This is a genomic window from Streptomyces sp. NPDC056628 (genome assembly GCF_042792555.1).
GTDB lineage: Bacteria > Actinomycetota > Actinomycetes > Streptomycetales > Streptomycetaceae > Streptomyces.
The window spans coordinates 38,119-56,692 of the sequence record NZ_JBHTWG010000004.1; the positions used below are offsets into that span (position 1 = coordinate 38,119).

Genomic DNA, 18,574 nt, shown 5'->3' on the forward strand with positions numbered 1-18,574 from the left:
CTTACCGTCACCCCATCCGTATCGCTCTGGGGGGGACGAGATGGCCAACCCGTACCACGCACCGACGCCACCGGCACCCCGCCCGCCGGACACCCGCCCCCTCCGCCGGCGCAAGCGCGTCTGGCTCGGCGGATCGGGCCTGTTCCTGGCGGGCCTCCTGGTCGCCGCCCCGGGGAACGGCGACGAACAGCAGCCCGTCCAGACGAAGGTGAAGGCGGCGCCGACCGTCACGGCGACCGTGACGACCACGCCCGAGCCCGGTCCGACGGTCACCGAGACGGTCAAGGCCAAGGCCAAGCCCGCCCCCACGGTCACGGTCACGAGGACGGCCACCGTGGCGGCGGTCGGCACGGACAACGGCAGCAGCGGCGGCGGGAACAGCGGCGGTGGGAACAGCACCGGCACCTGCTCGATCGTCTCCAACTCGGGCAACTGCTACTCGGCGGGCCAGTTCTGTCGCAACAGCGACCACGGCGCCACGACGACGACCGCGAGTGGCACCCGGATCAGATGCGTGTACAGCGGGAACGCGTGGCGCTGGAAGTACGCCTGACGGGACGGAGGCCGCCGCACGCCGGCCGCCCCGGCCCGGTCAGACGGTCCTGACGACGGTGCCGGCGCTTTCGAGCGCGGCCACCTCGTCGGCGGGTGCGGTGCCGTCGGTCACGAGGGTGTGCAGGACGGTGGAGGGGCCGACGTAGGCGTAGGCGGTGCGGCCGAGCTTGCCGCCGTCCGAGGCGACGACGACGCGGCGGGCGGAGGCGATGCCCGCCTTCTTCACCGCGGCGTCGTCGAGGTCGTAGGCGGTCAGGCCGTCGGCCGCGCTCAGCCCGCAGCAGCCGATGACGGCGGTGTCGAAGCGCAGGGCCGCCAGGGATGCGAGGGTGAGGGGGCCGGTGAGGGCTCCCTCTGCGGCACGGGGCTGCCCGCCGGGCACCACCAGCGTGGCCGGGCCGGGCGCCTCGCCGAACAGGTGGATGGCCTGGAGGGACAGGGGCATCACGGTGACGGGCCGCTCGCGCAGGAGCCGGGCGACCTCCAGACAGGTGGTGCCGCTGTCCAGCACGACGCTCTCGCCGTCGGCGACGAGGGCGGAGACCTCGGCGGCGATCCGGCGCTTGGCGTCGACCGCCTCGTGGGCGCGCAGTGCGAACGGCGGCTCCTCGCCCCGGAGCAGCAGGGTGCGGGCGCCGCCGCGGACCCGTTCGAGGACGCCCTGCGCGGCCAGGGTGTCGAGGTCGCGCCGGATGGTCATCTCCGAGGCGCCGGTCAGCTCGGCGAGCTCCTGGACCGTGGCACCGCCGGAGTCCCTGACGGCTTTCGCGATCAGCCCGTGCCGGTCTGCGTTGCTCATACCGGGATTGAACACCACCCCAAAACGCACACGCAATGTGTTCGTTGGTCACCCTTTCAAACAACAGACTTGTTCGTTACCGTGGCGAGCCATGGAACGCTCGCTTCTCGGCGCCCGTGTGGCGACCTATGTCTACTTCGTCCTCTGCGGCACGCTGATGGGCGCCTGGGTGGTGCACATCCCCGTCGTCGAGGAGCGGGTGGGCGTCAGCCACGCGACGCTGGGCGGCCTGCTGGTGCTGCTCGGACTCGGTGCCTTCGCCGGGATGCAGGTGGCCGGACCGCTGACCGACCGCCTCGGCGCGCGCGTCGTCGTGCCCGCCACCGGCGTGCTGTGCGGCGCTGCCCTGGTGCTGCCTGCTCTCGCCAACGATCCGTGGACGCTGGCGGGCGCCCTGCTGGTCTTCGGGTTCTGCAACGGCGGTCTGGACGTGAGCATGAACGCCCACGCCGTGCATGTGGAGAAGGCGTACGGCCGCCCCGTGATGTCGGGCTTCCACGCCACGTTCTCCGTCGGCGGGGTGCTCGCCGCGCTCGTGGCGGCGGGGGCGACCGCCGCCGGTGCCGGGCCGGTCGTGACCCTGGCCGGTGTCGGAGCGGTGAGCATCGTGATCGCCCTGGCCTCGGCGCGCGTCCTGATGCCGGCCGGCCCCGCCGCCGGGGAGACGGGCGCCGGGGAGGCCGCGCGGGAGTCGTCACCGGCCGCCGGGCGCCGGAGCACCGCGGGGCGCGTCTGGCTCCTCGCCGTCCTGGCGCTGATGGTCATGCTGTGCGAGGGCGCCGCCAACGACTGGAGCGCCCTGCACCTGAAGGACGTCCTCGGCGCGTCCACCAGTACGGCCGCCTTCGCCTACGGCACGTTCGCGGCGGCCATGACCACCGGCCGGCTGCTGGCCGACCGGCTCGGCGCCCGGTTCGGCTCCATGGCGATCCTGCGGCACGGCGCGGCCGTGGCCGCCGTCGGCATCACGCTCGTGGCCTTCGGGCCGTGGCTGTGGACCGCGTTCACGGGCTGGGCCCTGTTCGGTCTGGGCCTGTCCGGCTGTGTCCCGCAGCTGTTCAGCGCGGCCGGCCACGCCGACCCGGCGGCGGCCGGCGCGAACGTGTCCCGTGTCGCCGGGCTCGGCTATGTCGGCATGCTCGCCGGTCCCGCCGTCATCGGCTGGCTGACCCACCTCGTCGCCCTGAACCACGCCTTCGTCGTGCTGACCCTGCTGTGCGTGACGACGGCCGTGGGCGCCGGGGTCCTGCGTACGGACTCCACCCCCACCCCCCGGTCCGAGATGGCGGGCACCGGCCACTGACCGCTTGTGCGGCACGGTCCTGACCCCCGTGCCGCACAAGCCGCCGACGTCCGGACCCGCCGGCCAAGGCGGCGTCACGGATGGAACCGCCACCGCCCCTCGGAGACGACGTCCACCTCTCCGTCCCTGACGCGCACGGCCGTGTCGTCGTCGATGAAGTAGACCGGGAAGTCCGCCCGCGCGGCGATGCGGTCGGCCCAGGCGTCGTCCCGCTCGGGGAAGTCCGGTGAGTACAGGTGGGGCTTGAGGTACCAGTCGAAGAGCCCGAACGGCGGCTCCAGGGTGGTCGCCCCGAGCACACGGAGATCCGCGGTGTCCCCGATGACGTCGGCCGAGTGCTCGTCCAGATGCCGGCTGAAGATCATCGACCCGGCGCTGAACCCCACGTACACCCGGCTCTCCAGCGCCTCAAGGAAGCCGTCGGCCAGCCCGTTGCCGGTGATGCTGCGCGCGAGGTGGTAGTGGTTGCCGCCCCCGACGTGGACGACGTCGGCGTGGAGCAGCCGGTCGAGCACCATCCGCGGAGGCAGACCGTTCAGCTCCAGGACGTCGAACTCCCGCCAGCCGAGGGCGTGCACCCGGTTCATGTCGGCGAGGAGCCACCCGTGGTCCCCGGACTCGGCGACCGACGCCGTGGGGACGTACACGACGTTCGCCGCCTCGAAAGGCTTGCCCAGCATGTCCCGCAGGGCATCCCGCAACGTCTCGTTCCGCAGGCCACCGGCCGTCAACAGACATCTCATCACGCGAGCCAAACACGACGCCCCCGACCGGGGCAACGAACACCGACCGCCGACGCAGGACCGTACGTCCCCAAGTGCAGCCGCAGGCGCCGGCCCAAGTCACTCACGTGCCCAGGCGTACGGCATGGACTCCTTCATTATCCGTGACCCGGGGTCGGGATACCGGGCGTGACAACCGAACAGTGATCACGGCTCCTGGCACCGGCCCGCAGAACGGTGCGCCCGTGAAACGCAAGAGGCCCCGGAGTGATCCGGGGCCTCTTGTCTGTGTGCACTCGGCAGGATTCGAACCTGCAACCTTCTGATCCGGAGCTCTATGCGGAACGGTCGGTAACGTCCGTACCGGCTGCTTCGCGTCCCCTTTGAGACACCTGCGAACATGATCGGTCGCTAGGGTTGCGGTACTTCCCTGCTGTACGTCACCGAGCCGCAAGAGCGGCTGGAGTGTGGCCTGATGCGATTCGGTTCATCCGACGGAGCAGTTCCTGGCTGACAACTCGTGATGCGGGTAGGACCCATCAGGCATGGTGCCGTGCAACCAGGCGGTCAGCCACCCGGCCAGTGACTGCCCCAGCGGGGCCAGAGCGTGCTCCTTGCAGCCAAGGTTGGGGTCCCAGTCCCACATCTGCCCGTCCGCCGTCTTGAAGTCGATGAGTGCCCACATGCCGCAGCCTCGGTCCATGAGCGGCACGATCCCTGGTGGGATCCCGCGCTCAGGATCGGCGAGCTCGCGGTACGCCATCGCGATGTCCTCGCAGTCACTGAACCAGTCTCCCGTGTCTGTGAGGGACACGACCTCTGCTGGTCCGAAGCCGCCATTGGAGACTTCGAGGTAGATCCTTTTCAGCAGTTCGGGCATCGGGTGCCCCACTATCCGTTCGAACGCGGCGGCGTCCTCCGGAGAGGCCGGGACAGGCAGTTCCTGGTCAGCCGCGTACGCGCGGACGGCGCCTACGAGATCATCATCAGTCACATGCAGATACTCGGCGGCACTACATCATTTGTCGACGGCCCAGGAGTTTTGGGATCTGGCCTCATCCCTATCAGGTCAATGACAGGTGACTCACGACAGTGACCAACCGCCCCGGCGCTTCGGTCGGGCACCGCTGAGATCTGGGATCGGCCGTCGCTGTTCGCGCCTGTTGATGTCAGCCGCTGATGTCAACTCACTCCGGCGTCTCGACCTGGTGAGCTGAGGTTGTGTCGCGTGTTCCCCCAGAAGCTACGATCCGCTGCCGCCCTGCGAGGAGTCCGAACACTCGACGTGGCTCGCTACCGTGACACCGGCAGCGTCGCCCAGCGGGTGACCGGCCATGCGACGACGAAGGCCCGGCCGATGACTTGGTCCTCGGCGATAGTGCCACCGCCGGGCCGGTCCTGGTGGTACCGGGAGTCCGAAGAGGCCTGGCGGTGGTCACCCATCACCCAGATCCTCCCCTTGGGCACCTTGATCGGCCCGAATGGCTGGTCACCGCAAGGGGTGTTGCCGGGGTAGATGAACGGATCGTCCAGTGCCTTCCCGTTGACCTTCACAGGGCCGTTCCCTGAGCACTCCACGGTGTCGCCTCCTACCGCGATCACCCGCTTGATCAGGTCTTTCTCGTTCGCCGACGGCATCAGGCCGACGAAGCTCAGGACCTTCTGCACCGCGTTCGGTTCCTTCGCCTTCTCAGGGAGCCAGCCACCCGGGTCGTGGAAGACCACGACCTCCCCGCGCTGCGGCTTGGACCCGAACCACGGCGTCAGCTTGTCGACCAACACCCGGTCGCCAACCTGCAACGTGTTCTGCATCGACTCAGACGGAATCGAGAATGCCTGCACGAAGAACGTCTTGATGACCAACGCGAGCACCAGCGCGATGCCGACGAGGATCGGCAACTCCTTCCAGAAGGAGCGCCCCTTCCGCTGGCCCTCGCCCGTCTCGTCGCCGTCGGTATCGTCGTCCCCGGATATCGACCCTGCGCCAGCGGCAAGACCCTTCACCACCACGCCCCCACTCCTGCGCTCGGATCCGAGCGCACCGTGTCCCCATTGAGCCCCCCGTGTGCACAGCACCGGGCCTACCACCGTCACAACGAACGAGAGTTCCCGGGCTGCCAGTGGCCAGCGTCTGTCAGTGCTGCGCGCAGGGCAAGGACTCGAAGCGTCACCCCTCCCGCCGCGTGATCCAGGCCGCCCGTGACGCGCTGCGGGCTGCGCTCACGCACGCCGTCACCGAGGAAGAGATCAGCAAGAGCGTCGCCTCGCTGGTGAAGGTGCCCAAGCCTCGGCGGCGTCGCATCAAGCCGTGGTCAGTCGCTGAGGCGGGCACGTTCCTCACCGATGCGGCCGCGCGAGATGATCACCTCTTCGCCGCCTGGGTCCTGGTGCTCTGCCTCGGCCTGCGCCGTGGTGAGGTCCTGGGCCTGACGTGGAAGTCTGTCGACTTCGAGCGGGGCGAGCTGTATGTGGATCACCAGATCCAGCGGGCCGGTCGTCAGATCCTGCATCGCGAGACCAAGACCGAGGACTCCGACGACTTCCTTCCTCTGCCGGCGCTCTGCCTCAAGGCACTCCGGATGCGCCGTGCTCAGCAGATCGCGGACCACAAGGCTGCCGGGGAGCTCTGGCAGAACAGTCACGATCTCGTCTTCACCACGAGGTACGGCACCCCGATCGAGCCGGGCAACATGACCCGGATGTTCGCCCTGCGGGCTCGTCGCGCCGGGCTGCGGGTGATCCCCCTTTTCGGTGCTGTACGCCCCTGGAACGCAAGAGGCCCCGGATCTCTCCGGGGCCTCTTACCTGTGTGCACTCGGCAGGATTCGAACCTGCAACCTTCTGATCCGTAGTCAGATGCTCTATCCGTTAAGCTACGAGTGCTTGTTCTGTTTTTTCGCCGCTCCCGGCCCTTCCGGCCCGCTCGCGGCGACAGGAAGAACATTACATGACTGCCGCCGCCATGTGAAATCCGTTTGCCGCACCCCTTGTGAGCTGCGGAAACGCTCTGAGGCGGGTGCTGTGGACGCAAGGGGCTCCGAACGCGGACAGGGAGCCTGGCTGAGATCAGCCGGGCTCCCTGTCGGAGGGCGGAGGCGGAGGGATTTGAACCCTCGATGGGCTTTAAGGCCCAAACCGCATTAGCAGTGCGGCGCCATAGACCGGACTAGGCGACGCCTCCAGCACAACCGCTCGCGCGAGCGCGTTCGGTGCGTGCAGATGATGACACAGTCGAGCGTGCTGTCACCAATCGACCTCCACGGTACTAGGCGGAGAGCCCGCAGGGCAAAGCTCTTCCCCGGCGTGCTGCGCGCGCAACGTCCGGCGGGGTGCGGCGTTAGGCAGGGCATGTCGCAGGTCAACCGTTCCGTCTCCGCCCGGCTGCTCCTCGCGGCCGGCTCCCTCGTCGCCGTCGCGTCCGGGACCGTCGTGCCCGCCGCCGCACAGGCCCAGGCCCCGGCCATCACCGAGCGCGCCCCTTTCGGCGATCACCTCACCGTCACGGTCCGCGGCACCGGTGCCGGCGACGGCACCCACGAGCTGACCTGCCACCCGGCCGGCGGCGATCACCCCGACGCCGCCGAAGCCTGCGCCGCGCTCGACGGCGGGACCCGGTGGGGCCGGGACGTCTTCACCCCCGACGCGCCCGGCGGCCTGTGCACCATGCAGTACGGCGGGCCGGCCACCGCGCGTGTCACCGGGACGTGGGCCGGGCGTCCGGTCGACGCCCGGTTCGACCGGGGCGACGGCTGCGCGATCGCCCGATGGAACCGGTTCGTGCCGCTCCTGCCCGATGTGCGGGCGCAGGGGCTGGGGACGTAGAGCGGCCGTGCGTCCCGCCCGGCCTCGGCATACCGGAAGCACCGGGTCCGTAAAGGTCCCGCGAAGGTGTCGCGAAGCCCGGCAGGCCAAGGGACGCAGGCCGGAGGGGCATCGGGCCGGGCGGTCATACGTTCTACGTCACCGCCTGGTGCGACCTCGCTCTCATCCGGCGTCGCGAGCGCAACCCCAGCCCTTAGACTCCCTCGCGTGACACGCTGCGGACCGATTGGCAAGATGGCCGGAGCGGTCGGCTAGGTGCGGTAACAGGGAGGAAGCGTCTCGTGAGCAGCAGGCCATCCCGAGGCGCTGCTCGCCTCGCAGCCATACTCGACGCGCTTCCCGATGCGTTGGTGCTGGTCAACGCCAATGGGACCGTCGTCAACGCCAACACCATCGCCCTGGAGGCCTTCGAGGCGCCGGGCACCGCGCTGGTGGGGCGCGGGCTGCTCGACCTGCTGCCGCAGTTCGACTCCAAGCTGATCCCCGGCTCGATGCGCCGGCCCGACCACATGGATCCGCAGGGCCGGACCAAGCCGACCCGGATGACGGCCCGCCGCACCGACGGCACCGAGTTCCCGGTCGAGGTCACGTCCGCGAATCTGGAGAACGGCCAGCAGGCCTACGACGGCTACGGCTACAGCGGCGACGAGCTGCTCATGCTCGTCGTGCGGGACCTGACCGGCACCGTCGACACCGAGGCCGAGCTGGCGCGTTCGCAGCGGCAGACGGAGATGATCCTGCGCGCGGCCTCCGAGGGCGTCGTTGGCACCGACACCGACGGGCGGATCGTCCTCGTCAACCCGGCCGCCGCCCAGATCCTGGGGTACCGGGCCAGCGACCTCGGCGGGCGCGAGCTGCACACCCTCGTGGCGCACTCCCGGGCCGACGGCTCCCCCTTCCCGTACCAGGAGTCCCCGCTCGCCGACACCCTGCGCTCCGGGCGCAAGCACCGGGTGCGCGGGCAGGTGCTGTGGTCCAAGAGCGGCGCCCAGGTGTCCGTCGACCTGACGACGGCACCCGTACGCGACGGCGACCAGCTCGTCGGCGCCGTGATGACCTTCACCGACCGGCGGTCCTACGACGCCCTCGCCGAGGAGAAGTCGGCCGCGCAGCGGCAGCACGAGGAGGAGCTGGAGCGCCTCGCCGAGGAGCACGCCTCCGAGCTGACCGCGCTGCGCCAGAAGCACGTCGCCGAGATCGAGGAACTGGAGGAGCGGCACGCGGAGGAACTCGCCGCCGGCGAGGAGCGGTACGCCGCCCTCGGTGAGCGCGAGAAGGACCGGCTCGAGGCGCTGACCATGCGGCACGAGCAGCTCCTGACGCTGCTCGGCGGTTCCCTGCGCGGCCCGCTGGACGAGCTGCGCCGCGAGCTGGCGGCCCTGGCGGCCGACGACGCGGGGCAGTTGTGGCCCGAGGCCAACCAGGTGCTGCACCACCTGTCGGCGGGCTACTCGCGGATCACGACCCTGATCGACAACGTCCTCGGCTACCAGCGGCTCGACGCCGGGGCCGAACAGATCCAGCGGACGAAGGTGATGCTCGACGCGGTCGTCGCGGCGGGCGTCGACGGGGCCGTCGAGCTGATCGGGCCGGGGCGGGTGCAGTTCGCCGTGCACGCGCCGCCCATCGAGGCCGAGGTCGACCCGCAGCGCCTGGCGACCGCGCTCGCGCATCTCGTCGCGGATGTGGCCGGGGTGGACGCCACCGGCAACTCACCGGTGTCGGCGGGCGGTTACCTGGACAACACGGTCGTCGTCGCGGCGGCGCAGCGCGGCGAGGTCGTACGCATCGAGGTGCGCGGGCCGTACACCGGGGGAGACCCGGTGCACGAGCCGATCGTGCGCGGGATCGTCCGCGCGCACGGCGGTGTCCTGCAGACGCACGAGGTGCCGGGGATGAGCGGCAGCGCGTTCGTCCTCGAGGTGCCGATCGGGGGCGGTGCGGGAGCCGTCCCCGCCGCTCCCGCGGAGGTCCCCGCCGAGGAAACGGCCGGCTCCGACGACACCGGGCAGACGGGTGGCGGCGGTCGGCGCCGGGCCCGGCGGCCCTCCGTCGACGCCTTCCTGGAGAGCGACGCCCCCGGCGCCGAGGCCGAGGCCGCCGGCGGCGTGGAAGATGCCGCGCCGACCGGCCGGCGGCGCAGGCGGGCCGCCGCGCCCGCGCTGCCCCAGGCCGCCGCGGCGGCGAACGCGCCCGAGGTCTCCGGCGGTACCGGACGGCGCCGTGGACGCCCGGCCGAGGCCGGCGCGGACGGGGTCTCCGAGGGCGCCGTCGTCATGGCCGGCGAGCAGGCCGCGGGCACCGCCGCCGCCGGGAACAACCTGGGCGGGACCGTGCCGCCGCAGGGCGTGCCGGCGTCCGGCGGACGCCGCGCCCGGCCCGACGGCGGGCAGCCGCAGGCGCTGGCCCCCGCGCCCGCGCTTCCGGCGGCCGGTGACCCTGCCCAGCAGCCCGCGGGGCCGGACGCCTCCGCGGCCGGTGACACCTCTCAGCCGACCGGGCGGCGCCGGCGGGCGCTGGCCGCCGCGGCCGAACGGGCCGCCGCCGCGCAGGCCCAGGAGGCCGGACCCCGCCAGGTGTTCGCGCTGCCGCCGGCCGACGCGGACCGCGCGCCCGGCACCGGTGCGCAACCGGTCGCCGCCGCGCAGGCCGCCGTACCGGACGCCGCCGCCGACGAGGGCCGGCACGACGCCGTCGCGCACGACCCGGCCGAGGACCACACCCCGCCGCAGCCGCACCCCACGACCGCGCCGACCGGACGGCGCCGGCGTGCCGTGGCCCGCCCGCCGGAGGGGGCCGCACCGGGGGTTCCGGTGGCCGCCCCCGTTCCGGCGCAGCAGGGCGTGCCGCAGGCGCGGCCCGTCCCGGCCGCCGCCCCCGCGCCCGTCACCGCCCCGGCCGCCCAGGCGGTCCCCGCCCAGCCCGTGCCCCCCGCCGCCGTTCCCGGCGGTCCGCTCCCGGCCGAGGCGCCCCCGGGCCAGGGCACCCCTGCGCACGGCACTCCGGCGCACGCCACCTCCGCGCAGGGCGTCCCGCCGCAGGCCGCTCCGGGCCCCGCGCAGCCACAGGTGCCGCAGGGCACCCCCGCGCCCGGGACGCCGCTGCCGCCGGAGACGGCGGCCGGGCGGCAGCAGCGGGCCGCGCAGCCGTTGCCCGCCGAGGCGCCCGGCGCCCCCGTCGACCCCAACTCGACCCAGGGGCGCGCGATCAGCGTGCGCACGCTGGGGCAGGGAGTGCCGTTCACCCGGCAGGCGGCGCAGGTCCAGCAGCCCTCGCCGGCCACGCCGCCGCCGCACCAGACGAACGGCGGTCGGCGCCGCAAGCTGGGTACGCCGCCCGACCCCGCCACCCGGGGCGGTGCGGCCGCCGAGCAGCCCGCGCGCCCGCATCCGCAGGCCGAGCAGGCGGCGCCCGCCGCGCCTCAGCCGCAGCCCTCCGCGCCGTCGGGGGCCGGGCAGACACGGCTCGCGCCGGTGGCGGAGGCGGCCGGCCGGTCGTACGCCATAGGCGCCCCGGACGAGAACGCCGCCGAGGGGCCCGAGCCGCTGGACGGGCCGGGCGGCGCCGTCGAGGTCGCCGATCCCCCGCGCCCGCAGCCCATGGACGACGAGCTGCCCCCGGAGCCGCTGGACAACCCGCGGCGGCTGCTGGTGTGGCCCGCGCCGGACGTGACGACCCAGCAGGCGCTGAGCGACCGCGGCTACCGGCCGGTGGTGGTGCACTCGCGCGAGGAGGTGGACGCGCAGATCGCGGCGTTCCCGGCCGCGCTGTTCGTCGACCCGCTGACCGGCCCGATCACCCGGACCGCGCTCCAGTCGCTGCGGCAGGCGGCGGTCGCCGCGTCCGTGCCGGTGATGGTGACCGCGGGGCTCGGGCAGGCGTCGCGGGAGGCCGCGTACGGCGCCGACCCCGCCGTCCTGCTCAAGGCGCTGGCGCCCCGGGACAGCGAGCAGCATCCGCCGCGGGTGCTGCTGATCGAGGAGCACGCGGAGATCGCGCTGGCGCTGACGGCGACGCTGGAGCGGCGGGGCATGCAGGTGGCCCGTGCGGCGAGCGACGCCGACGCGGTGGCGCTGGCCGGGGACTTCCGGCCGAACCTGGTCGTGATGGACCTGCTGCAGGTGCACCGGCGCCGGGCCGGGATCGTGGACTGGCTGCGCGCCAACGGGCAGCTCAACCGCACGCCGCTGGTCGTCTACACGGCCGCCGTCGACCAGGCCGACCTGCCGGGTCTGGCGTCGGGCGAGACGGTGCTGTTCCTGGCGGAGCGGTCCACGAGCCCCGAGGTCCAGGATCGGATCGTGGACCTGCTGTCCCGGATCGGCACCAACTGACGCGGCGCCCCGAAAGGGGCGCGGGGAACCGCGCGACCGGCCGGCACCCACCCGCGGCCGGCCCACGGCAGTCCCCCGCCACAGAGGTGCCCCAGCAGAGCCGGACGACATCCGTGCCGGCCAATGGGACGCGGGGAACCGCGCGACCGGCTACCACCCACTCGCGGCCGGCCGACGGCGGTCCCCCGCCAGGACGCCCCGTCAGAGCTGGGTGACGTCCAGGCCGCCCTCCGCGTACTGCCGGCGCAGCACCTTCTTGTCGAACTTGCCCACGCTCGTCTTCGGCACCGCCGCGATGACCGTCCAGCGCTCCGGGAGCTGCCACTTGGCGATCCGGCCCTCCTCGGCGAGGAAGGCGCGCAGGGTGGTGAAGTCGGCGGTGGCGCCCTCCTTGAGGACGACCGTGGCCAGCGGGCGCTCGCCCCACTTGTCGTCGGGGACGGCGACCACGGCGGCCTCGGCGACGTCCGGGTGGGACATCAGCGCGTTCTCCAGGTCGACCGAGGAGATCCACTCGCCGCCGGACTTGATGACGTCCTTGGCGCGGTCGGTGAGGGTGAGGAAGCCGTCGGGGGAGATGGTGCCGACGTCGCCGGTCTTCAGCCAGCCGTCCTCGCTGAACTTGTCGGCGGGGCGCAGCGGCTCAGCGTCCGGGCCGTTGTAGTAGGCGCCCGCGATCCACGGGCCGCGCACCTCCAGCTCGCCCGCCGACTCGCCGTCCCAGGGAAGGCGCTCGCCGCCGGGGCCGGTGAGCCGGGCCTCGACGCCCGCCGGGAAGCGGCCCTGGGTGAGCCGGTAGGCGAGCTCCTCGTCGGTGCCGACGGCGTGGGCCGGGGGACGGGCGACCGTGCCGAGCGGCGAGGTCTCCGTCATGCCCCAGGCGTGGCAGACCCGCATGCCCAGCTTGTCGAACGCCTCCATGAGCGAGGGCGGGCAGGCCGAGCCGCCGATGGTGACCTGGGTCAGGGAGGAGACGTCCCGGGGCTCTGCCGTCAGCTCGGCGAGCAGGCCCTGCCAGATGGTGGGTACGGCCGCCGCGTGCGTCGGCTTCACCCGCTCGATCATCTCGGCGAGGGGCACGGGCTGCAGGAAGCGGTCCGGCATCAGCATGTTGACGCCCGTCATGAAGGTGGCGTGCGGCAGGCCCCAGGCGTTGACGTGGAACTGGGGGACCACGACCAGCGAGGTGTCCTGGTCGGTCAGCCCCATCGACTGGGTCATGTTGACCTGCATGGAGTGCAGGTAGATCGAGCGGTGCGAGTAGACGACGCCCTTGGGGTCGCCCGTGGTGCCGGAGGTGTAGCACATGGCGGCGGCCTGGGTCTCGTCCAGCTCGGGCCAGTCGTACGCCGTCGGCTTGCCGGCGATCAGCTCCTCGTAGTCGTGCACCTGGACGGAGGCGTCCGCGAGGGCGGAACGGTCGCCGGGGCCCGACACCACGACGTGCTTGACCGTCTTCAGGTGCGGCAGCAGCGGGGCGAGCAGGGGGAGGAGCGAACCGTTGGCGATGATCACCCGGTCGGCCGCGTGGTTGACGATCCAGGCCAGCTGCTCGGCCGGCAGGCGCAGGTTCAGGGTGTGCAGGACCGCGCCCATGGAGGGGATCGCGAAGTACGCCTCGACGTGCTCGGCGTTGTTCCACATGAGGGTCGCGACCCGCTCGTCGTCGGTCACGCCCAGGTCGTCGCGGAGGGCGTGCGCCAACTGGGCGGCGCGGGCTCCGACCTCGGCGAAGGAGCGGCGGTGCGGTTCGGCCTCGCCTGTCCAGCTGATGACCTGTGATGTGCCGTGGATCGTCGACCCGTGGGCCAGGATCCTCGAGATCAGCAGCGGTACGTCCTGCATGGTGCTCAGCACGGCGTCCTCCCGGGGGCGACATTGCCTACGCGGTGGTAAGGGTTGCGGAGATTCTGCGCGCATACCGCGCGGTATGTCACTAGGACCGGGTGATCGATCATGTCACGTTGCGTTCACGGGGCTCTGCGGCTACGGGCGAGGGGGAGGGCCTCAGCGGTGCCGGGGCCTTCGGACGGTCACCGGACCGGCACCAGCTCCGGGTCCTCGCGCAGCTTGCCGAGCGCCCGCGACACCGCCGACTTCACCGTGCCGACCGAGACCCCGAGCACCTCCGCCGTCTGGACCTCGCTGAGGTCCTCGTAGTACCGCAGGACGACCATCGCCCGCTGCCGGGCCGGGAGCCGCATGATCGCGCGCCACATGGCGTCGCGCAGCGCCTGCCGCTCCGCCGGGTCGTCGTTGTGGCCGGGCCGGGGCTCCGGCTCGGGCAGCTCGTCGCAGGCGAACTCGTCGACCTTGCGCTTGCGCCACTGCGAGGTGCGCGTGTTCAGCAGCGCCCGGCGCACATAGCCGTCGAGCGCCCGGTGGTCCTCGATGCGCTCCCAGGCCACGTACGTCTTGGTCAGCGCCGTCTGCAGCAGGTCCTCGGCGTCGCTCGGGTTCGCGGTGAGCGAGCGGGCGGTACGCAGCAGCACCGGCTGGCGGGCCCGTACGTACGACGAGAAGGAGGGGTACGTCGCGTTCGGCAGGGACCGCGTCGCGGCGTCCGAGGCGCTGGTGCAGACGGGTGGGGTCATGGCTCCACGCTATGAGCGGACCCCGCTCCGGCGGATCGGCCGCAGGTGCCGAAGCGGCGTCCGCCTCAGGTTGTAGGGGTGGGGCCTGCTCCACCTCCTGAAGGTGGACGGACGCCCGCCCTCCACTGCGGGATGTCCCCCATGGCCACCCCGCCGGTCACCCGTCGGCCGTGAGGACGAGCCCCGAGGTCGGCACCCCCGTCCCGGCCGTCACAAGCACCCGCGACGCCCCCGGCACCTGGTTCACCGAGGTGCCCCGCACCTGCCGTACGCCTTCCGCGATGCCGTTCATCCCGTGCAGGTACGCCTCGCCGAGCTGGCCCCCGTGGGTGTTGAGGGGCAGGTGCTCCTCCGCGACGAAGTCCGGGGCCTCCCCCCGGCCGCAGAAGCCGAACTCCTCCAGCTGCGTCAGCACGAAGGGCGTGAAGTGGTCGTAGAGGATGCCCACGTCGACGTCCCCCGGGCGGAGCCCGGACGTCCGCCACAGCCGGCGCGCCACGACGCCCGCCTCGGGCAGGCCGCCGAGGTTGTCCCGGTAGAAGCTCGTCATCTGCTCCTGCCCCCGGCCGGCCCCCTGGGCGGCCGCCGCGACGACGGCCGGCGGGTGCGGCAGGTCCCGGGCGCGCTCCACGGATGTGACGACGAGGGCCTGGCCGCCGTCCGTCTCCTGGCAGCAGTCCAGCAGGCGCAGCGGTTCGACGATCCAGCGCGAGGCCGCGTGGTCGGCGAGGGTGAGGGGCCGGCCGTGGAAGTGGGCGGCCGGATTGGTGGCCGCGTACCGGCGGCCGGCCACGGCGACATGCCCGAACGCCTCCGGTGTCAGCCCGTACCGGTGCAGATAGCGCTGGGCGGCCATCGCCACCCAGGACGCCGGGGTGAGCAGCCCGAAGGGCAGCGCCCAGCCGAGGGCCGCGCCCTCCGCCGTCGGTTCGCGGTGCTGGACTCCCGCGCCGAAGCGCCGTCCCGACCGCTCGTTGAACGCCCGGTAGCAGACGACCACCTCCGCGACCCCCGTCGCCACCGCGAGCGCCGCCTGCTGGACGGTGGCGCAGGCCGCGCCGCCGCCGTAGTGGACGCGGGAGAAGAAGGACAACTCGCCCATCCCGCACGCCTGGGCCACCGTGATCTCCGGGCTGGTGTCCATCGTGAACGTCACCAGCCCGTCGACGTCCCCCGGCGTCAGGCCCGCGTCGTCGAGGGCGGTCCGTACGGCCTCCACGGCGAGCCGGAGCTCGCTGCGCCCCGAGTCCTTGGAGAACTCGGTGGCCCCGATCCCGGCGACGGCCGCCCGCCCGGACAGCAGGTCCCTTCCGCGCACGCTCATGCCGGGTCCTCCCCGGGGACGGTGACCGTCACCGCGCCGGTCACATGCCGGCCGGCGCCGTTCGTACCGACCACGCGGACGGTCGCCGTGTCGCCGTCGACGGACTCGACCGTGCCCGTCAGCACCAGGGTGTCGCCGGGGTGGCTGGGCGCGCCGAGCCGGATGGCGACCCCGCGCAGCACCGCCGTGGGGCCGAAGTGGTCGGTGACGTAGCGGCCGACCAGGCCGTTGGTCGTCAGGATGTTCATGAAGATGTCGGGCGAGCCGCGGCGGCGGGCCAGCTCGGGATCGTGGTGGACGTCCTGGTAGTCCCGCGAGGCGAGGGCACCGGCGACGATCAGCGTGCGGGTGACCGGGATCTCCAGCGGTGGCAGGGCGTTCTCCGGCGCGTCCGCGGGTTCCTCGGGTTCCGCGGGCGCCGGGACGCTTCCCCGCGCCCGCCAGACCGGCAGCACCAACTCCTGCTCGTACGTGCGGAATCCGAGCCGTACGGGAAGCCCGATGCGTACCTTGTCGTACGGCACGCCCACGACGCCGCCGATCATCCGCACGCCCTCGGCCAGCTCGATGAGCCCGACCGCGTAGGGAGGGTCGAAGGCGGGGAAGGGCGGGTGGTGCACCACGACGTACGAGTGGACCGTGCCCTCGCCGGACGCCTCGACGGTGTCCCAGTCCAGGCAGCCGCAGGCGTTGCAGCCGGGCAGCCAGGGGTGGCGCAGGATGCCGCAGCCGGTGCAGCGCTGGATGAGCAGGGTGTGCCGGCGTACGCCCTCCCAGAACCCGGCGTTGTCGCGGTTGACGACGGGCCGTGGACGGGTGCCTCGTCCCGTCCCGCCCCCGGACGGCGCGGGCGCGTACTTGAGGATGCGGAAGCGGTGGGTGCCGGCGAGGGCGCCGCCGGCGCGGACGTCCGTGCGGGTCGTCACGAAGTACCCGGTGCCGAGCCGGGTCGTCTTGCGCTCCGACACGGACTCGATCACCGAGTCGTAGGTGATCTCGTCGCCGGGCCGCAGGGGGCGCAGGTACTCCTGCTCGCAGTCGGTGGCGACGACCGAGGTGCAGCCCGACTCGTCGAGCAGGGCGAGCAGTTCGTCGTAGGCGTGCGCACGGCCGCCGTGGCCGGAGAGGCCGCCCATGGTCCACACCTGGAGCATGGTGGGCGGGGCGACGGCGTCCGGGCCGGTGTACGCGGGATGGGTGTCCCCCATCGCCTCGCACCAGTGCCGGATCATCGGCGCGTTCACGGGGTCCTTGCCGGCACGCGCCGTGGCGGCCGGCCGCCCCTCGTACGCCTTCAGCCGCGCCGCCAAGTCGCCGCCCACCGCCGCCTCCTGGTCCTCCGCCGAGGCCTCCGAAGGTTTCTGACTGTCCGTCAGATACGGAGGGCTGTCAAGGGCACGGGGGTGGGCCGGGGTGCGCCGGGGTGCGCACACGCCTGCGCGGCGGTACCGGAGCACCGCCGCGCAGCCATGTGAGACCCCACAAGCACACCCACGGACGGAGAGGGCCGGTGCCTGAGCACCGGGGCACCGGCCCTCTCAGCTCACCACCAGAGCGGGGTGAAGGTGACGGACGTGTTGTCGTCGCCCTGGTTGACCGAGGAGAACGACGAGCCGTTGACCTGCGCCGTGTTGCTCTGGTTCGAGGCTCCGGACCCGGTCGCCTGCTGCTGGGTGGTCGACGAGGTGCCGAAGTTGTCGCCGCCGACCCCGCTGCCGAGGAGGCCCTGGACGGCGGTCGAGACGGCCGCGCTGGATCCGTCGTCCGCGAATGCGCCGTTGTCCGCGCTGGCCACCCCGGCGAACAGGGCGGCGGCGAGCGGGAGTGCGGTGACGGCGGCGACGACGCGGGCGGTGCGGATGCTTGCCATGTTGTTCCTCCAGAACAGGTGCGCCCAGGCTCCCCGCCGGACGCTTTGGTGGTGCGTGAAGTACTGCTTTTCCTCGGGCAGTTGGCCGACCGCCCCGGAGTCCTGCACGACGTCGCGAGATCAGAGTTGCCCACCGGAACCCCGGCGAACCACCCCGGAAGGCCCTATTCGCCCTCAAGCGTGATGACAAGTCGATAAACCCCTTTCACCACACTTAGCGCCTACTCGGGACACCCAGGACAGTCCGGTCTCAAGCCCTGCAAGGGGCGAAAGGTTCCATCAGCCGCGCGAACCACTCGTCACGACCGGCGTGTCACCCGTCGGCACACACCGCCCCCTCTTCCATTTTTCGAACACTCGTACGAACATAGAAGCATGGCCACCACCGACCGGCAGGCCACGACGCTGGCCCTCGCACACGCCCTGTCAGCCGCCGAACGCGGACTGGCCGTCATCCCCCTGTCCCGGACGAAGCTCCCGGCCCTGCGCTCCCCGCACCGCGACGCCCCCTCGCCCACGCCCTGCCACGGCGCGTGCGGCCGCCCCGGCCACGGGGTCTACGACGCCTCCACCGACCCCGCCCGCATCCGCGAGCTCTTCGCCGCCGCCCCCTGGGCCACGGGCTACGGCATCGCCTGCGGACTGCCGCCGCACCATCTGATCGGCGTCGACCTGGACACCAAGTCCGACGCGGACTCCTCGGCGGCCCTGCGCGAACTGGCGCTGCGGCACCTGTTCACCATCCCGCCGACCGTCGTCGTCCTGACGCCGAGCGGCGGCCGCCACCTGTGGCTGACCGGCCCGCCGGACGTGGTGGTGCCGAACTCCGCGGGCCGGCTCGCGCCCGGCATCGACATCCGCGGCGCCGGCGGCTACCTGGTCGGCCCCGGCTCCCGCACCGAGCACGGCGTCTACCGCACCGCCCCCGGCACCGCCCACATCGGCCCGGCACCCTGCCCGCGCGCGCTGCTGCGCCTGCTGCTCCCGCCGCCGCGCACGCACCACCCCACGCCCCCGTCGGCCGGCGGCCACGGGCAGGGCCTCGTCCAGTTCGTGCTGGCCGCCCACGAGGGCCAGCGCAACACCCGCCTGTTCTGGGCCGCCTGCCGGGCCTACGAGGACGGCATCGGGCCCGCCCTGGTCGAACCGCTCGTCGAGGCGGCCCTCGACACCGGCCTGACCGAGCGGGAGGCCCGCGCCACGCTCGCCTCGGCGGCCCGCCTCACGGGCCACCACCCCTGACGCCGTCGC

The 18,574-nt window shown here is 72.8% G+C and carries 13 protein-coding genes, 2 tRNA genes and 3 pseudogenes; 6 read left to right on the forward strand and 12 right to left on the reverse strand.

The genetic code is table 11. The annotated features are described in order from the left end of the window. Positions 1-40 precede the first annotated feature (40 nt). Positions 41-553, forward strand: a complete 513-nt coding sequence (locus tag ACFRAC_RS07755; RefSeq protein ID WP_382922211.1) for a hypothetical protein — start codon at positions 41-43, stop codon at positions 551-553. Positions 554-592: 39 nt separating this feature from the next. On the opposite strand, the gene ACFRAC_RS07760 is transcribed toward ACFRAC_RS07755, so the two are convergent. Beyond that, positions 593-1,354: a DeoR/GlpR family DNA-binding transcription regulator gene (locus ACFRAC_RS07760; RefSeq protein ID WP_382922213.1), complete on the reverse strand. Its 762-nt coding sequence runs from the start codon at positions 1,352-1,354 to the stop codon at positions 593-595. A 91-nt stretch (positions 1,355-1,445) separates the two neighbouring features. Here ACFRAC_RS07760 and ACFRAC_RS07765 point away from each other — a divergent pair, with 91 nt between their 5' ends. Next, positions 1,446-2,657 (forward strand): MFS transporter, encoded by a 1,212-nt coding sequence (locus ACFRAC_RS07765; RefSeq protein WP_382922215.1) that lies wholly within the window; start codon positions 1,446-1,448, stop codon positions 2,655-2,657. A gap of 74 nt (positions 2,658-2,731) precedes the next feature. Here ACFRAC_RS07765 and ACFRAC_RS07770 read toward each other — a convergent pair whose 3' ends face one another. The 3 genes and pseudogenes from ACFRAC_RS07770 to lepB all read right to left on the reverse strand — a co-directional run. Then, the gene (locus ACFRAC_RS07770; RefSeq protein WP_361347995.1) at positions 2,732-3,400 is read right to left on the reverse strand and encodes a Type 1 glutamine amidotransferase-like domain-containing protein; all 669 of its coding nucleotides are present in this window, start codon (positions 3,398-3,400) and stop codon (positions 2,732-2,734) included. A 466-nt stretch (positions 3,401-3,866) separates the two neighbouring features. After that, positions 3,867-4,373: an SMI1/KNR4 family protein gene (locus tag ACFRAC_RS07775; protein WP_382922218.1), complete on the reverse strand. Its 507-nt coding sequence runs from the start codon at positions 4,371-4,373 to the stop codon at positions 3,867-3,869. A 308-nt stretch (positions 4,374-4,681) separates the two neighbouring features. Further along, positions 4,682-5,389 (reverse strand): annotated as a pseudogene (gene lepB, locus ACFRAC_RS07780) (signal peptidase I); the annotation flags it as partial. A gap of 110 nt (positions 5,390-5,499) precedes the next feature. Between lepB and xerC the strand changes: the two are divergent. Continuing rightward, positions 5,500-6,126, forward strand: a pseudogene (gene xerC / locus ACFRAC_RS07785) (tyrosine recombinase XerC); the annotation flags it as partial. 63 nt (positions 6,127-6,189) lie between these two features. On the opposite strand, the gene ACFRAC_RS07790 reads toward xerC, so the two are convergent. Both ACFRAC_RS07790 and ACFRAC_RS07795 read right to left on the reverse strand, forming a co-directional pair. Beyond that, a tRNA-Arg gene (locus ACFRAC_RS07790) sits at positions 6,190-6,262 on the reverse strand. A gap of 207 nt (positions 6,263-6,469) precedes the next feature. Continuing rightward, a tRNA-Ser gene (locus tag ACFRAC_RS07795) sits at positions 6,470-6,560 on the reverse strand. A 167-nt stretch (positions 6,561-6,727) separates the two neighbouring features. Here ACFRAC_RS07795 and ACFRAC_RS07800 point away from each other — a divergent pair. After that, on the forward strand, positions 6,728-7,201 hold the full coding sequence (locus ACFRAC_RS07800) for an SSI family serine proteinase inhibitor (RefSeq protein ID WP_382922220.1): 474 nt from the start codon (positions 6,728-6,730) through the stop codon (positions 7,199-7,201). A 281-nt stretch (positions 7,202-7,482) separates the two neighbouring features. Then, on the forward strand, positions 7,483-11,535 hold the full coding sequence (locus ACFRAC_RS07805) for a PAS domain-containing protein (RefSeq protein ID WP_382922221.1): 4,053 nt from the start codon (positions 7,483-7,485) through the stop codon (positions 11,533-11,535). A 201-nt stretch (positions 11,536-11,736) separates the two neighbouring features. On the opposite strand, the gene ACFRAC_RS07810 is transcribed toward ACFRAC_RS07805, so the two are convergent. The 6 genes and pseudogenes from ACFRAC_RS07810 to ACFRAC_RS07835 form a co-directional block, all read right to left on the reverse strand. After that, on the reverse strand, positions 11,737-13,380 hold the full coding sequence (locus ACFRAC_RS07810) for a long-chain fatty acid--CoA ligase (protein WP_382922691.1): 1,644 nt from the start codon (positions 13,378-13,380) through the stop codon (positions 11,737-11,739). Positions 13,381-13,568: 188 nt separating this feature from the next. Next, positions 13,569-14,129, reverse strand: a complete 561-nt coding sequence (locus ACFRAC_RS07815) for a SigE family RNA polymerase sigma factor (RefSeq protein ID WP_382922223.1) — start codon at positions 14,127-14,129, stop codon at positions 13,569-13,571. A gap of 157 nt (positions 14,130-14,286) precedes the next feature. After that, complete coding sequence (locus ACFRAC_RS07820) at positions 14,287-15,453, reverse strand: lipid-transfer protein (protein WP_382922225.1); 1,167 nt, start codon at positions 15,451-15,453, stop codon at positions 14,287-14,289. Next, positions 15,450-15,908: a MaoC/PaaZ C-terminal domain-containing protein gene (locus ACFRAC_RS07825; protein WP_382922694.1), complete on the reverse strand. Its 459-nt coding sequence runs from the start codon at positions 15,906-15,908 to the stop codon at positions 15,450-15,452. The genes ACFRAC_RS07820 and ACFRAC_RS07825 overlap by 4 nt, the downstream gene beginning before the upstream one ends. Further along, a pseudogene (locus ACFRAC_RS07830) lies at positions 15,888-16,775 on the reverse strand (bifunctional MaoC family dehydratase N-terminal/OB-fold nucleic acid binding domain-containing protein); the annotation flags it as partial. The gene ACFRAC_RS07825 and the pseudogene ACFRAC_RS07830, both read right to left, overlap by 21 nt. 221 nt (positions 16,776-16,996) lie before the next feature. Then, the gene (locus ACFRAC_RS07835) at positions 16,997-17,323 is read right to left on the reverse strand and encodes a hypothetical protein (protein WP_382922228.1); all 327 of its coding nucleotides are present in this window, start codon (positions 17,321-17,323) and stop codon (positions 16,997-16,999) included. 375 nt (positions 17,324-17,698) lie between these two features. On the opposite strand from ACFRAC_RS07835, the gene ACFRAC_RS07840 reads away from it, so the two are divergent. Continuing rightward, positions 17,699-18,565, forward strand: coding sequence for a bifunctional DNA primase/polymerase (locus tag ACFRAC_RS07840; RefSeq protein WP_382922230.1), 867 nt, complete (start codon positions 17,699-17,701; stop codon positions 18,563-18,565). The last annotated feature ends 9 nt before the right edge of the window (positions 18,566-18,574 follow it).

Excerpts from the sequence above, each read along its gene's own strand:
- ACFRAC_RS07755 (WP_382922211.1), top strand. The coding sequence starts at position 41 with ATGGCCAACCCGTACCACGCACCGACGCCACCGGCACCCCGCCCGCCG.
- ACFRAC_RS07760 (WP_382922213.1), bottom strand. The coding sequence starts at position 1,354 with ATGAGCAACGCAGACCGGCACGGGCTGATCGCGAAAGCCGTCAGGGAC.
- ACFRAC_RS07765 (WP_382922215.1), top strand. The coding sequence starts at position 1,446 with ATGGAACGCTCGCTTCTCGGCGCCCGTGTGGCGACCTATGTCTACTTC.
- ACFRAC_RS07770 (WP_361347995.1), bottom strand. The coding sequence starts at position 3,400 with ATGAGATGTCTGTTGACGGCCGGTGGCCTGCGGAACGAGACGTTGCGG.
- ACFRAC_RS07800 (WP_382922220.1), top strand. The coding sequence starts at position 6,728 with ATGTCGCAGGTCAACCGTTCCGTCTCCGCCCGGCTGCTCCTCGCGGCC.
- ACFRAC_RS07810 (WP_382922691.1), bottom strand. The coding sequence starts at position 13,380 with ATGCAGGACGTACCGCTGCTGATCTCGAGGATCCTGGCCCACGGGTCG.
- ACFRAC_RS07815 (WP_382922223.1), bottom strand. The coding sequence starts at position 14,129 with ATGACCCCACCCGTCTGCACCAGCGCCTCGGACGCCGCGACGCGGTCC.
- ACFRAC_RS07820 (WP_382922225.1), bottom strand. The coding sequence starts at position 15,453 with ATGAGCGTGCGCGGAAGGGACCTGCTGTCCGGGCGGGCGGCCGTCGCC.
- ACFRAC_RS07835 (WP_382922228.1), bottom strand. The coding sequence starts at position 17,323 with ATGGCAAGCATCCGCACCGCCCGCGTCGTCGCCGCCGTCACCGCACTC.
- ACFRAC_RS07840 (WP_382922230.1), top strand. The coding sequence starts at position 17,699 with ATGGCCACCACCGACCGGCAGGCCACGACGCTGGCCCTCGCACACGCC.